This window comes from Streptomyces sp. NPDC027672 (genome assembly GCF_055566335.1).
The window spans coordinates 145,067-158,768 of record NZ_JBVHSO010000009.1 but is presented as its reverse complement, the minus strand read 5'-3'; the positions used below and the strand labels follow the sequence as shown (position 1 = coordinate 158,768).

Sequence of the window (13,702 nt, the reverse complement as noted above, 5' to 3'; positions counted from 1 at the left end):
CGTCTCCCGTGCTGCTCACTTGGCGCCCAGGGCCTGCCGCAGGGCCGTCAGATTGGCGTGCTGGACCGCGAAGTAGTCCTTGCCGCGGGACGTGCCGGTGATGCCCTCCAGCGGGTCCAGGACGTCCGTGCGCAGCCCGGAGTCGGCGGCGAGGGTCTTCGCGGTCTTGTCGCTGACCAGGGTCTCGTAGAAGACGGTGGAGACGCCGTCGGCCTTGGCGATCCTCTCCAGGTCCCGGACCCGGGCGGCGCTCGGCTCCGACTCGGGGTCGAGACCGTTCACGGCCTCCTCCGTGAGGCCGTAGCGCTCGGCGAGGTAGCCGAAGGCGGCGTGCGTGGTGATGAAGACCTTGGTCCGGGTGTGCGCGAGGCCGTCCGTGAACTCGGTGTTCAGCTCGTCGAGCTGCTTGACCAGGGCGGCGGTGTTCTTCTTGTAGTCGGCCGCGTGCTGGGGGTCGGCCCGCTCGAAGACCTTGGCGACGCCCTCGGCGACCTGGGCGTAGCGCACCGGGTCGAGCCAGACGTGCGGGTCCCGGCCCGCCTTCTCGCCGTCCTCGTGGCCGTCGTGCCCGGCCGCGTGCCCGCCGACCTCGTCGCCGTGGCGCTCCAGGGTGGTCAGGGTGGCCGCGTCGATCCGGGTCTTCACCGGGGCCTGGGCCACCGCCTCGTCCACCGAGGGCTGGAGGCCCTTCAGGTACAGGACCGCGTCGGACTCCTCCAGGGAGGCGATCTGCCGGGGGCTGAGTTCCAGGTCGTGCGGTTCCTGGCCGGGCGAGGTGAGGGTGGTGACGTGGACGTGGTCCCCGCCGATCCGCTCGGCGAGGAAGGCCATCGGGTAGAACGACGCGACGACGTCGAACCTGCCGGTGTTGCCCGCCGCCGTGTCCGTGGAGCAGGCGGACAGGGTGGCGGCCCCGAGGGCGGTGACCGCGGCGACCGCGGCGGCGGGTATGAGGCGTCGTCGTACGTTCATGACAGTCATTTTCAACAAAGATGGAAACCGTTGTCAACAACGCTCGTCAGACGGTCGGGACAGGGGCCGATTTGGTCGTGGGGGAGCCTGCGCCGGTAACCTGAATCATTCGCTGGAAGCATCTCGCTTCAACGCCCGTCGTCGTAATGAAGAGAGCACCGTGGCCGCCGACAAGATCGACACCATCGTCAGCCTGAGCAAGCGCCGTGGCTTCGTTTACCCCTGCAGTGAGATCTACGGCGGACAGCGTGCCGCCTGGGACTACGGACCGCTGGGTGTCGAGCTCAAGGAGAACATCAAGCGCCAGTGGTGGCGCTACATGGTGACGTCGCGCGAGGACGTCGTCGGGATCGACTCGTCCGTGATCCTGGCCCCGGAGGTCTGGGTCGCCTCCGGCCACGTCGCCACGTTCACGGACCCGCTGACCGAGTGCACCTCGTGTCACAAGCGGTTCCGCGCCGACCACCTGGAGGAGGCGTACGAGGAGAAGAAGGGCCACGCCCCGGCGAACGGCCTGGCGGACGTGAACTGCCCGAACTGCGGCAACAAGGGCCAGTTCACCGAGCCCAAGCAGTTCTCCGGTCTGCTCTCCACCCACCTCGGCCCGACCCAGGACTCCGGCTCCGTCGCCTACCTGCGCCCGGAGACCGCCCAGGGCATCTTCACCAACTTCGCCCAGGTGCAGACCACCGCGCGCCGCAAGCCGCCGTTCGGCATCGCCCAGATGGGCAAGTCGTTCCGCAACGAGATCACGCCGGGCAACTTCATCTTCCGCACCCGCGAGTTCGAGCAGATGGAGATGGAGTTCTTCGTCAAGCCCGGCGAGGACGAGCAGTGGCAGGAATACTGGATGGAGCAGCGCTGGAACTGGTACACCGGCCTGGGTCTCCGTGAGGAGAACATGCGCTGGTACGAGCACCCGAAGGAGAAGCTCTCCCACTACTCCAAGCGCACCGCCGACATCGAGTACCGCTTCCAGTTCGGCGGCAGCGAGTGGGGCGAGCTGGAGGGCGTCGCCAACCGCACCGACTACGACCTGACCGCGCACTCCCAGGCCTCCGGCCAGGACCTGTCGTACTACGACCAGGACGCCGGCGAGCGCTGGATGCCGTACGTCATCGAGCCGGCGGCGGGTGTCGGCCGCACCATGCTGGCCTTCCTGCTCGACGCCTACGTCGAGGACGAGGCGCCGAACGCCAAGGGCAAGATGGAGAAGCGGACCGTCCTGCGGCTCGACCACCGGCTGGCCCCGGTGAAGGTCGCGGTGCTCCCGCTGTCCCGCAACCCGGAGCTGTCGCCGAAGGCCAAGGGTCTCGCCCAGGCGCTGCGCCAGCACTGGAACATCGACTTCGACGACGCCGGCGCCATCGGCCGCCGCTACCGCCGCCAGGACGAGATCGGCACGCCGTTCTGCGTGACCGTCGACTTCGACACCCTGGAGGACAACGCCGTCACCGTGCGCGAGCGCGACTCGATGAAGCAGGAGCGGGTCTCCCTCGACCAGGTCGAGGGCTACCTCGCCCAGCGCCTCCTGGGCGCCTAGTCACACCGCCGGATGCCGGGCGGGCCGGTCTCGGCCCGCCCGGCATCCGTGTGTCCGGGCCCGCTCAGCGGCCCTGGAGCGCCTTGACGTTGTCGCCGAACGTCCAGTTCTTCGAGCCGTCCCAGTTGACCGACCACGTCATCAGGCCCTTGAGGGACGTCCCGTAGGTGCGCCACGCCTGGGAGACCAGCGACGGGGACAGATAGCCGCCGCCCGCGCCGGGCTGGGCGGGCAGCCCCGGGACCTGCTTGTCGTAGGGCACCTTCACCGTCGTGCCCTGCACCACCAGGCCCTTGTTCAGGCAGTCGGTCTGCGCGGTGAAGCCCTGCACGGTGCCGGCCGCGTACGAGTCGCCGGAGCAGCCGTACATGCTGCCGTTGTAGTACTGCATGTTCAGCCACCACAGCCGGCCGTTGTCCGCGTACTTCTTGACGATCGGCAGGTAGGCGCCCCAGATCGAGCCGTAGGTGACGCTGCCGCCGGTGACGTACGCCGTCTCGGGCGCCATCGTCAGGCCGAAGTTGGACGGCATCTGGGCGAGGATGCCGTCGATGATGCGGATCAGGTTCGTCTGGGACGCCGACAACTGGTTGATGTTCCCGCTGCCGACCAGGCCCGTCTCGATGTCGATGTCGATGCCGTCGAAGTTGTACTTCTTCAGGATCGGCACGATGGTCGCCACGAACCGGTCGGCGACGGCCGGGGAGGACAGGTCGATGCCGGCCGCCGCCCCGCCGATGGACAGCAGGATCGTCTGGCCGGACGCCTTGGCCTGACACATCTCGGCGGGCGTGGCCACCTTCACGCCGGCGTCCATCCCGTCCTCCCACAGGGCCGTGCCGTCGGAGCGGATCACCGGGAAGGCCGCGTTGATCACGTTGTAGCCGTGGGCGGCGATGCGGGAGTCGGTGATCGGGGTCCAGCCGAAGGGCGGGTGGACGCCGTTGGCGGAGCCGTCCCAGTTCTCCCAGTAGCCCTGGAGCACCTTGCCCGCCGGCCGTGACTTCACCGCGCAGGTGTCGGCGGCGGCGGAGGCGGAGGGCGCGGCGGCGATCGCGAGCGGGGCGAGGACGGTGGTGGTGAGGGCGGCGGTGAGCAGGCGCAGGGTGCGGCGGAGCATCGGGCCTCCCGGCAGGGGGATCGGTGGGGTGTCAGAGGCATGACACTGTCGCCATGACAGTGCGCTGGTCCAGACCTTTCGTCAAGAGGTCTGGACCACATGCGTCGGCATCGATGACAAGTATCGAATGACAGATATTGAAATCTGTCAGCCGTCATGGCAGGGTGGAGGGCATGACGACGCGAACCCACCCGATGCCCACCAGCGCCCTCGGCACCACCGGCCCCCGGGTCTCCGCCCTCGGCCTCGGCTGCATGGGCATGTCCGGCGCCTACGGCGCGTCCGACCGCGCCGAGTCGATCGCCACCGTGCACGCCGCCCTGGCGGCCGGCGTGACCCTGCTCGACACCGGCGACTTCTACGGCATGGGCCACAACGAACTGCTGATCGCCGAGGGGCTGCGCACCGCCCCGGCCGCCTCGCGCGAGAACGCGCTGCTCAGCGTCAAGTTCGGCGCCCTGCGCGACCCGGACGACGGCTGGTCCGGCTTCGACGGCCGCCCGGCCGCCGTCAAGAACTTCGCCGCGTACTCCCTCCAGCGCCTCGGCGTCGACCACATCGACATCTACCGTCCCGCCCGGCTCGACCCGGACGTGCCGATCGAGGAGACCGTCGGCGCCATCGCCGAACTCGTCGAGAAGGGCTGGGTCCGGCACATCGGGCTCAGCGAGGTCGGCGCGGACACCATCCGCCGGGCCGCCGCCACCGCCCCGATCACCGACCTCCAGATCGAGTACGCGCTCATCTCCCGGAGCCCCGAGCGGGAGATCCTGCCCACCCTCGGCGAACTGGGCATCGCCGTCACCGCGTACGGCGTGCTCTCGCGCGGGCTGCTCTCCGGCCACATCACGGCCGGCCGGCCGCTGGGCGCGGACGACTTCCGCGCCCACTCGCCCCGCTTCCAGGGTGACAACCTGCGGCACAACCTCACCCTGGTCGACGCCCTGCGCGCGATCGCCGAACGCAAGGGCGTCACGGTCGCCCAGCTCGCCATCGCCTGGGTGCTCACCCGGGGCGCGCGGTACTCCACCGAGATCGTCCCGCTGATCGGCGCCCGCACCCGCGAGCGGCTCGGCGAGGCCCTCGGCGCCCTGGACGTGACCCTGGACGCGGCCGACCTCGCCGTGATCGAGGCCGCCGTGCCGGCAAACGCGGCGGCCGGCGAGCGGTACGCGGCGGAGCAGATGGCCATGCTCGACAGCGAACGCTGACCCGGGTGCCGGGTACCGTCTAGACATGCCACCGACCAGCGAGATCCTGACCGCCGAGCGCATCCTCGAAGCCACCGAGGAGGTGCTGCGCCGGCACGGCCCGGCCAAGGCCACCGTGGTCGACGTGGCCCGCGCGCTCGGTGTCAGCCACGGGAGCGTCTACCGGCACTTCCGCACCAAGGCGGCGCTGCGCGAGGCGGTCACCAAGCGCTGGCTGGACAAGACCACGCGGCAGCTCGCCGGGATCGCCGCCGCCGAGGACCGCGACCCGGAGCAGCGGCTGCGGGACTGGCTCGCGACGCTCTTCGCCGCCAAGCGGCAGAAGGCGGGCGGCGATCCGGAGCTGTTCGCCACCTACTCCGTGCTCGCCGACGACCTCGGCGGCGCGATCGGCGACCACGTGGCCGACCTCATCGCCCAGCTCGCCCGCATCGTCGCGGCGGGCGCCGCCTCGGGCGCCTTCCACGCGCCCGACCCGGCCGCCGCGGCCCGGGCCGTCTTCCACGCCACGGGCCGCTTCCACGACCCGTGCTACGCCCGGGAGTGGACGGCGCCCGGCATCGAGGAGGAGTTCGAGGCGGTCGTGGGACTCCTGGTGCGCGGACTGCGCCCGGCGTAACCGGCAGGCGGCCACCGCCTGGTGCCGGCCGCCCGGGTGCGTCCGTACGGCCCGGGCCCCGCGCCTCGGCTCAGGCCCGCTCCGCCGCCGTTCCCGCGGCCGGGCGTAGCTCCGCGGTCTCCAGGCTCGCCGCCGTGTGTTCGGCGGTGCGGCGGGCCCAGCGGCCGCTGGTCAGCAGGCCGAGGACGAGGACGGCCAGGCCGCAGCCGGTGAGGATCCACCAGCCGGGGCGGGCCGCCGTGACGAACACCTGCCGGTACGGCGAGGCCCCTATGCCGGACGCCAGGACCGCGCCGACCACCGCGACGCCGAGCGTCTGGCCCAGTTGCCGGCTGGTGGAGGCGACGGCGGCGGCGACGCCCGCCTGGGTGCGGGGCATGCCGGAGACCGCCGTGTTGGTGATCGGCGCGTTCACGAAACCGAAGCCGATGCCGAACAGGACGTAGGCGAGCAGCAGGGTGGTGTCCGACGTCTGCGCCTCGAACGCGGCGAACAGGACACCGCTCGCGGTCATCGCCGTACCGGCCAGCAGCAGGGGCAGCCGGGGGCCGCGGGTGCCGACGAGGCGGCCGGACAGCGGCGCGCACAGGAACGTCGGCACGGCCATCGGCAGCATCCACAGGCCCGCGTGCAGGGCGTCCAGGCCCCGCACGTTCTGCAGGTACAGGGTGGACAGGAACAGGAAGCCGCCCAGCGCCGCGAACGCGCTGATCGCGATCACGGTGGCGCCGGAGAACGGCGCCGAGCGGAAGAACCGCAGGTCGATGAGGGGTTCGGCGCGCCGGGGCTCGTACCACAGCAGGGCCAGCAGCGCGGCCACGGCGAGCACGGCGAACGGCACCACCGGTCCGGCGCCCGACTCCGGCGCCTCGATGATCGCGTACGTCAGCGAGCCGAACAGGGCGATCACCAGCACCTGGCCGACCGGGTCGGGGCGGCGGGCCCGGGGCGCGCGGGACTCGGGGACGCAGCGGAAGGTGAGTAGGAGGGCGGCGAGGCCGACCGGGAGGTTGACCCAGAAGATCGAGCGCCAGCTCACCGACTGCACCAGCAGCCCGCCGACCAGCGGGCCGGCCGCCATGGAGATGCCGACCACCGCGCCCCAGGCGCCGATCGCGCGGGCGCGCTCGCGGGCGTCGGTGAAGGTGTTGGTGATGATCGACATGGCGACCGGGTTGAGCATCGAGCCGCCCACCGCCTGGATCATCCGGAAGACGACGAGCAGCTCCAGGTTCGGGGCCAGGGAGCAGAGCAGGGAGCCCGCGGTGAACACCGTCAGGCCGGCCATGAAGACGCGTTTGCGTCCGATCCGGTCGGCCGTGGAGCCCGCCAGCATCAGCAGCGAGGCGAGGACGAGCGTGTAGGCGTCGATCGTCCACTGCAGACCGGAGGTGGTGGCGTGCAGGTCGCGCTGCATGGCGGGCAGCGCCACGTTCAGCGCGGTGTTGTCGAGGCTCACGATCAGCAGGCTCATGCAGCAGATGGCGAGCACGAGCAGGCGTCGGCGATGGCTCAACTCGGGCATGCGCGTCATCGTACGCCGATTTCGATAGTGCGTCTAACTAATGAGTGGTGCACGGGTCTGCCGGCCCGGCCGGTGCGCCGGGCCGGGACGAGGGCCGGCCGGCGCGGCTCGCGGGACTTCCGGGCGGAGTGCCGGCCGAGTGGGGGACAATGGGTGACCGTAGTCCCGTGCCGAGTGCCCCCGTCCACGCCTCCGGAGTCCTGACGATGACCCACCCGCTTCCCATCGGCCCGCACGCCGTGACGCCGCCCGTCGTGCTCGCACCCATGGCGGGGATCACCAACGCGCCGTTCCGCACCCTGTGCCGGGAGTTCAGCGGTGGCCGGGGGCTGTTCGTCAGCGAGATGATCACCACTCGGGCGCTGGTCGAGCGCAACGAGAAGACCATGCAGCTGATCAGGTTCGACGCGAGCGAGCAGCCGCGCTCGATCCAGCTCTACGGCGTCGACCCGGCGACCGTCGGCAAGGCCGTCCGCATGATCGCGGAGGAGGACCTGGCCGACCACATCGACCTGAACTTCGGGTGCCCGGTGCCGAAGGTGACCCGCAAGGGCGGCGGCTCCGCGCTGCCGTTCAAGCGGAACCTGCTGCGGGCGATCCTGCGCGAGGCGGTCACCGGCGCCGGTGACCTGCCGGTGACCATGAAGATGCGCAAGGGCATCGACGACGACCACATCACCTACCTCGACGCCGGCCGGATCGCCGTCGAGGAGGGCGTGACCGCCATCGCGCTGCACGGCCGCACCGCCGCCCAGCACTACGGCGGCACCGCCGACTGGGAGGCCATCGCCCGGCTGAAGGAGCACGTGCCGGAGATCCCCGTGCTCGGCAACGGCGACATCTGGTCGGCCGAGGACGCGCTGCGCATGGTGCGGGAGACCGGCTGCGACGGCGTCGTGGTCGGCCGTGGCTGCCTGGGCCGGCCGTGGCTGTTCGCGGACCTGGTCGCCGCGTTCGAGGGACGCGCCGGGGACCGGGTGCGGCCCGTGCTGCGCGAGGTCGCCGACGTCATGGTCCGGCACGCCACGCTGCTCGGGGAGTGGCTCGGCGACGAGTCCAAGGGCGTGGTCGACTTCCGCAAGCACGTCGCCTGGTACCTGAAGGGCTTCGCGGTCGGCTCCGAGATGCGCAAGCGGCTCGCGATCACCTCCTCGCTGGCGGAGCTGCGGGCCGGGCTGGACGAGCTGGACCTCGACCAGCCGTGGCCGGCCGGCGCGGAGGGGCCGCGCGGCCGTACGTCCGGCAACAACCGGGTGGTGCTGCCGGACGGCTGGCTGACGGACCCCTACGACTGCGCGGGTCTCGGCGAGGACGCGGAGCTGGACACCTCCGGCGGCTGAGCCGGCGGTCAGCCCTTCCTCGGGTGCGGTGTCGAGCCGTAGGCCCGCAGGAAGCGGTCCCGGAAGGCGCTCATCCGCCACACCGGCGCGTCATGGGCCGGGCGCAGGCCGTCCGTCCAGTGCCAGGCGTCGGTCTTGTCCAGGATCCGCGGGTCCTTGGCGACGATCGACACCGGCACGTCGCGGCTGGCGTGGTCGCCGCTGACCCGGGCGATGGGCTGGTGGTCGCCGAGGAAGACCAGCACGGTGTCGTCGGTGCCGTACCGCTCCAGCCACTCGGTGAGCGCGGTCACCGAGTACCGCACCGACCTGCCGTACGCCTCGCGGGAGCGGGCGGTGTCGGCGATGACGTCGGCCGGGTCGTCGCCGGCCGCCGCCATGGGCCCGAAGACCGAGCCGTCGCCGAGCCGGTCCCAGTCGGTCATCCGGGGGACCGGCGCCCAGGGCTGATGGCTGGAGGTCAGGATGAGCAGCGACATCCGGGACTTGCCGGCGGCCGGCGGCCGGGCGTGCACCCGCTCCTGGTACTGCTGGAGCGCGTACTGGTCAGGCATGGTCGACCAGCTGAACTTCGGTCCCCGGTAGCCGAGTTGAAACGCGTCGTAGACCTTGTCCAGGCCGTACCACGCCTGTTCCGGCCAGCCCTTCTGCACGCCCGGCATCACCCCGACCGTCTGATACGCGCCGGTCTTCCGGAACGCCTCGGTGAGGCTGAGGTGATCGCTGGCCATGACCGTGCGGTAGCGCTGCTGGTTGCTGATCCACAGCCCGGACATGGTGGTGGAGTGGCCGAGCCAGCTGCTGCCGCCGTAGGTCGCCGAGGTCAGCCAGCCGCTCCTGGCGTGGAAGCCGGCCTTGGCCAGGGCCCGGGTGCGGGCGTCGAGCGTCCGGTCCACGCCGGGCGCGATGCCCGGGTCCTCCACGGCGCTGCGGCCGTAGCTCTCGATGAACGTGAAGATCACGTCCTTGCCGCGCAGGTCGGGCACGAGCTGGCCGGGCGGCGTGTTCCCGAAGGCGTCGGCCCGGGCCGTCTTCCGGAAGGCCGCCTCGTCCCTGAGGGTGTCCGCGATCCGGTGGGCCTGGGTCCGCAGCGCGCTCACGGTGCGGTCGGAGGCGACCGGCACGTCCGTCAAGCGCAGGCCGAGCGCGGAGCAGGTGATCCAGACGACGGCGGCGACCAGCGTGGCGCGGTGCGCCGGGCCGGGGTGCCGGGCGAGCAGGCCCGCGAGCCGCACCAGGGACAGCGCCGGCAGGACGAGGGCGAGCAGCACGAGGACGACCGCCCCGGCCACGGCGGCCAGCGCGGCCGGGCGCCCTAGGGAGTCCTCCAGATACGACTCCGCGTCACCGAACAGGCTCCAGTCGAGCACCACGTCGAACGTGCGGCCGAGGTACTGGCCGAAGCCCATGTCCAGCGCGTCCAGCACGGTCACCGCCCCGAGCAGCACCCCGGACACCGCCGCGACCGCCACCCGGGGCCGGTGCGGCAGCGCGAGCAGCACGGCGGCCCCGACGACGGCCTCCGCCGGCAGCCGCACGAAGGCGGCGGGCCCGAGCCGGGCCACGGAGTCGGGCATCACGAGCGCGGCGAGGACGACCGCCGCGGCCAGCACGGTGACGGTCACGGACAGCGCCCGCGCGGCCCCCGGGTGCCGTGCCCGCCACCGCCGCGTCCACGCCCGCCAGGGGACCCGGGGACGGCGGGAGCCGGGCGGGGCGGGTTCGGTGATCTCTTCGGCCACGTCCTCGGCCGACGGCAGCGCGCTCATGCCTCCGGGTACGGCCCGCCCCCGGGCGCCGTTCACCCCGCCCGGGCAAACACCTGGTCAACGGAGCCGGCGCCGAGGCAGTGCCCCTGAGGGATGCGGCCGGGCCGCCCCGTCCCTCAGGCGCCTCCCACCGCCGTCAGCAGGGCGAGCGGCGCCGCCGCGGACCGGGCCTCCCGCACGCAGGCGTGCGGGTAGGGCACCGGTGCCGCCTGCGGATCGCGCCCGTACCCGGCCAGCACCTCCGGCAGCCGGTGCCCGGTGACCGCCGCCGCGTCGATGAGCGCGTGCGCCACCGTGCGGGCCTCGTCGTGCAGCCCGTACCGCGCCAGCCCCAGCGTGATCAGCGCGTTGTCGTGCGGCCAGACCGAACCCCGGTGGTACGACAGCGGGTGGTACGCCGGCTGCCCGGAGGCCAGCGTGCGCACGCCCCAGCCCGAGAAGAAGTCCGGCTCCAGCAGCCGCCGGCCGACCACCTCGCCGTACTCCTTGTCCAGCAGCCCCGACCAGAGCAGATGCCCGGCGTCGGAGGCCAGCGCGTCGATCTGGCGGCCGTGTCCGTCCAGGGCCAGCGCCGGAAAGGACTGCTCCCGCATCCAGAAGTCCCGCTGGAACCGGTCGCGGAGATCGGCGGCGGCCTGCTCCAGCAGCGCGGCGTACGTCTCGTCGGCCCACACCGCGCGCGCCAGCCCCGCCGTGCGGCGCAGCGCGTCGTACGCGTAGCCCTGCGCGCCCGCCGCCATCACCGCGCCGGTGGGCCGGGTGCCGTCGGCGCAGCAGATCGCGCCGGGGGAGTCCTTCCAGTTCTGGTTGGCGAGGCCGCCCTCGTCGGCGCGGTAGACGAGGTAGCCGCGCGAGGTCAGCCCGCCGTGGTCGAGCATCCAGCCGATGGCGGCCCGGGCGTGCGGTTCCAGGCGGCGGGCGAGGGCGGGGTCCCCGGTCCGCTCGGTGTAGGCGCCGAGCAGGATCAGGAACAGCGGGGTGGCGTCGACCGAGCCGTAGTAGCGGCCGTACGGCACCTGTCCGAAGTGGGCCAGCTCGCCGTGCCGCACCTCGTGCACGATCTTGCCGGGCTGGGCGGCCGGGGAACCGGTGCCGCCGCTCGCCTGGGTGGCGGCCAGGGCCAGCAGGGTGGCGGCGGCCGGCCCGGGGCGGTACGGCAGCGTGAACAGGGAGGTGAGCAGCGCGTCCCGGCCCAGCAGGGTGAGGAACCAGGGCGCGCCGGCCGCCGGGACGCGCAGCTCCTCGCCGTCCGGACCGGCGGCCGGCACCTGGAGCGCGGCCAGGTCGGCCAGGCCCCGCGCGCAGGCCGCGGCCAGCTCCGGCCAGCCGGTCGGGAAGGCCACGCCCTCGCTGAACTCCTCCTCGCGGGCGCGCAGTTGCCGGTGCACGGCGGCCGGGTCGCGGGGCACCCGCAGGGCCCGCCGCTCACCGTGCGGGCGGGCGATCACCCGCAGCAGCAGCTCGGTCGTGCCGTGCGGCGGGAGGTCGAGCGTCCACACCAGCCGGCGGGCACCGGTGCCCGTCTCCTCCACGCCGTCCGGCGCCGGATCGGCGGTGATCGTCGTGACGGACCGCCATTCGGCCCGCCGGTAGGTGAACTCGATGCCGTCGGACAGCACCTGACGGGAGCGCACGGCGCCGGCCTTGGCGTAGGTGCGGTGGTCGGAGCGGAGTTCGAACTGGTCGGTGAAGTCGGCGTCGACGGTGAGCGCCAGCCGGACGGTGGTCGGCGCCGGCCGGTTGCTGGTCACCTTCACCGACTCCACGAACGAGCTGTCGCCCACGGCCTGTTCCCGGAACAGCGTGTGGGCCGCCGGCTCCTGCCGGCCGCCGCGCGGGACCAGCACACAGCGGGCCGCGTCCCCGTCCGCCACCGGGGCGAGCGGTTCGGGCACCGCGCCGTCGACGGTGAGCTGCCAGCGGCTGAGGTGCCGGGCGTCCCGGACGAACAACCCGTCCGGGGAGCCGCCACCGCGCACCCCGGTGATGTCGCCGCGGTCGCCCACGGCGGCGAAGGTGGCGCCGTGCACGAGCAGATGATGCCGGTCCGTCATCCCCGGTCCCCTCCTTGGTCACTTCTGACGAACGTGCTGACGCCCGGCTCGGACACGCCCCTTGGCGGGCTCTTGTCCAGCCTTTGACGCTCGTGCGGTGCGGACCGCTCGTGGTGCAGGTCGAGCGCGAGCGCCGCCGTCCAGCCGAAGCCGGCCGCCCCGCAGGGCTCGCCGGTGTACGGGTCGACGTACTCGGCGAAGCCGGTGGCGTCGGCCAGGTCCAGGAACGCGGTGCGCAGCGCGTCGGCCGCGCCGGTCTCGCCGTGCGCCCGCAGCCCGCGCTCCAGCAGCCAGTTGATGTTGAACCAGGCCGGGCCGCGCCAGTACCGGTGCGGGTCGAAGGCCTCGCCCAGGAGGTCGTAGCTCGGCACCAGCCGGGTGCGGTCGCCGAGCGAGAAGTGCGGGCCGTGGACCGTGCGCACCAGCGCGGCGGCGATCTCGCGGGGCAGTCCGGGCAGCAGCAGCGGCACCAGCCCGGACACCCCGCGCTCGGGCAGCAGTCCGCCGCCGCGCAGGTCCCGGCAGCGGAACAGCCCGGCCGCGCCGTCCCACAGCCGCTCCACCAGGGCCCGCGTCAGCCGTTCGGCGCGCTCCCGCCGGGCGGAGCCGGTCGCGCCCAGTTCCCCGGCGATCCGGGCGAGGGCGTGCTCGGAGGCGATGAGCAGCGCGTTGAACGCCGGGTCCTCCACGGCGAACTCCCCGCCGCCCCGGCCGCCGTCCGGTCCGTCCCGGTAGCCGCCGTCCCGGTAGTCGGCGGCCAGCCGCACGTACCGCCCGTAGTCCAGGTCCGTGGGCCGGTCCTCGGGCGCGCCGTGGTCGAGGTCGGCGCGGCGGAAGGAGCGGGCCGGGGCCGGGGTGATCCGGGCCAGCGGGGCGTCCCAGCAGGGGCTGTTGTCCATGCCCTGCTCCCAGGGGTGGACCACCGAGACCAGACCGCCGCCGCCCAGGTCGCGCCGGTGCAGCAGATACCGGTGCCAGGCGGCCAGCCGCGGGTACATCCGGGCCAGGAAGCCCCGTGTCCGGGACAGGTCCGGGTCGGCGCGGTGCACCAGCCAGACCGCCAGCGCGTGCACCGGTGGCTGCACGATGCCGGACGTCTGTACGGTGCGCGGGGCGCCCACGGCGCGGCCGGCGGTGGCGGAGCGCCAGAAGTCGGGGCTGGGGAAGTAGGCGTCGAGCGGTACGGAGGGGTTGAAGACGATGTGCGGGACGCGTCCGTCGGCCCACTGGGCGGCCAGCAGCGTCTCCAGCTCCGTCTGGGCGCGCAGCGGCGAGAGGTGCCGCAGCCCGATGGCGATGAACGCGCTGTCCCAGGACCACTGGTGCGGATACAGGTTGCGGGACGGCACCGTGGAGGCGCCCGTCCAGTTGGCCTCCAGCACCCGGGCCGCCCTGACGTGGGCGGACGCCGGTCCGGCGGGCGGATCGTATGCGATCTCGAACGGAGTGGGACGGGAACTGAGCTGGGCGGTGCGATCCACTCGGGACTCCCCGGAGACGTCCGGCCGCCCGGGTTCGGCTGCGGCCACCGTAGGGTTACGTCTATTTA

10 protein-coding genes are annotated in these 13,702 nt (G+C 72.9%); 4 read left to right on the top strand and 6 right to left on the bottom strand.

Translation table 11 applies throughout. The features are described from left to right. Positions 1–15: 15 nt before the first annotated feature. Positions 16–972 (bottom strand): metal ABC transporter substrate-binding protein, encoded by a 957-nt coding sequence (locus tag ACZ4SV_RS22585; RefSeq protein ID WP_468006145.1) that lies wholly within the window; start codon positions 970–972, stop codon positions 16–18. Between the two features lie 160 nt (positions 973–1,132). Between ACZ4SV_RS22585 and ACZ4SV_RS22580 the strand changes: the two genes are divergently transcribed. Next, a complete protein-coding gene (locus ACZ4SV_RS22580) occupies positions 1,133–2,515 on the top strand; it encodes a glycine--tRNA ligase (protein ID WP_397942913.1) in 1,383 nt (460 codons plus the stop codon). A 64-nt stretch (positions 2,516–2,579) separates the two neighbouring features. Here the strand turns inward: ACZ4SV_RS22580 and ACZ4SV_RS22575 are convergent, their stop codons facing one another. After that, complete coding sequence (locus ACZ4SV_RS22575) at positions 2,580–3,635, bottom strand: chitinase (RefSeq protein WP_468006144.1); 1,056 nt, start codon at positions 3,633–3,635, stop codon at positions 2,580–2,582. A 173-nt stretch (positions 3,636–3,808) separates the two neighbouring features. Between ACZ4SV_RS22575 and ACZ4SV_RS22570 the strand changes: the two genes are divergently transcribed. Both ACZ4SV_RS22570 and ACZ4SV_RS22565 read left to right on the top strand, forming a co-directional pair. Beyond that, positions 3,809–4,846, top strand: a complete 1,038-nt coding sequence (locus tag ACZ4SV_RS22570) for an aldo/keto reductase (protein WP_468006143.1) — start codon at positions 3,809–3,811, stop codon at positions 4,844–4,846. A 25-nt stretch (positions 4,847–4,871) separates the two neighbouring features. Beyond that, positions 4,872–5,465, top strand: a complete 594-nt coding sequence (locus ACZ4SV_RS22565; RefSeq protein WP_468006142.1) for a TetR/AcrR family transcriptional regulator — start codon at positions 4,872–4,874, stop codon at positions 5,463–5,465. Positions 5,466–5,535: 70 nt separating this feature from the next. Here ACZ4SV_RS22565 and ACZ4SV_RS22560 read toward each other — a convergent pair whose 3' ends face one another. Beyond that, positions 5,536–6,990, bottom strand: coding sequence for an MFS transporter (locus ACZ4SV_RS22560; RefSeq protein ID WP_468006141.1), 1,455 nt, complete (start codon positions 6,988–6,990; stop codon positions 5,536–5,538). Between the two features lie 206 nt (positions 6,991–7,196). Here ACZ4SV_RS22560 and dusB point away from each other — a divergent pair, with 206 nt between their 5' ends. Further along, complete coding sequence (gene dusB, locus ACZ4SV_RS22555) at positions 7,197–8,330, top strand: tRNA dihydrouridine synthase DusB (protein WP_365941665.1); 1,134 nt, start codon at positions 7,197–7,199, stop codon at positions 8,328–8,330. An 8-nt stretch (positions 8,331–8,338) separates the two neighbouring features. Here dusB and ACZ4SV_RS22550 read toward each other — a convergent pair whose 3' ends face one another. The 3 genes from ACZ4SV_RS22550 to ACZ4SV_RS22540 all read right to left on the bottom strand — a co-directional run bounded on the left by ACZ4SV_RS22550 (position 8,339) and on the right by ACZ4SV_RS22540 (position 13,634). After that, positions 8,339–10,099, bottom strand: coding sequence for a sulfatase-like hydrolase/transferase (locus ACZ4SV_RS22550; protein ID WP_468006140.1), 1,761 nt, complete (start codon positions 10,097–10,099; stop codon positions 8,339–8,341). A 116-nt stretch (positions 10,100–10,215) separates the two neighbouring features. Further along, the gene (locus tag ACZ4SV_RS22545; protein WP_468006139.1) at positions 10,216–12,153 is read right to left on the bottom strand and encodes an amylo-alpha-1,6-glucosidase; all 1,938 of its coding nucleotides are present in this window, start codon (positions 12,151–12,153) and stop codon (positions 10,216–10,218) included. Beyond that, positions 12,150–13,634, bottom strand: a complete 1,485-nt coding sequence (locus ACZ4SV_RS22540) for an amylo-alpha-1,6-glucosidase (RefSeq protein ID WP_468006138.1) — start codon at positions 13,632–13,634, stop codon at positions 12,150–12,152. The genes ACZ4SV_RS22545 and ACZ4SV_RS22540 overlap by 4 nt, the downstream gene beginning before the upstream one ends. Positions 13,635–13,702: the final 68 nt, after the last annotated feature.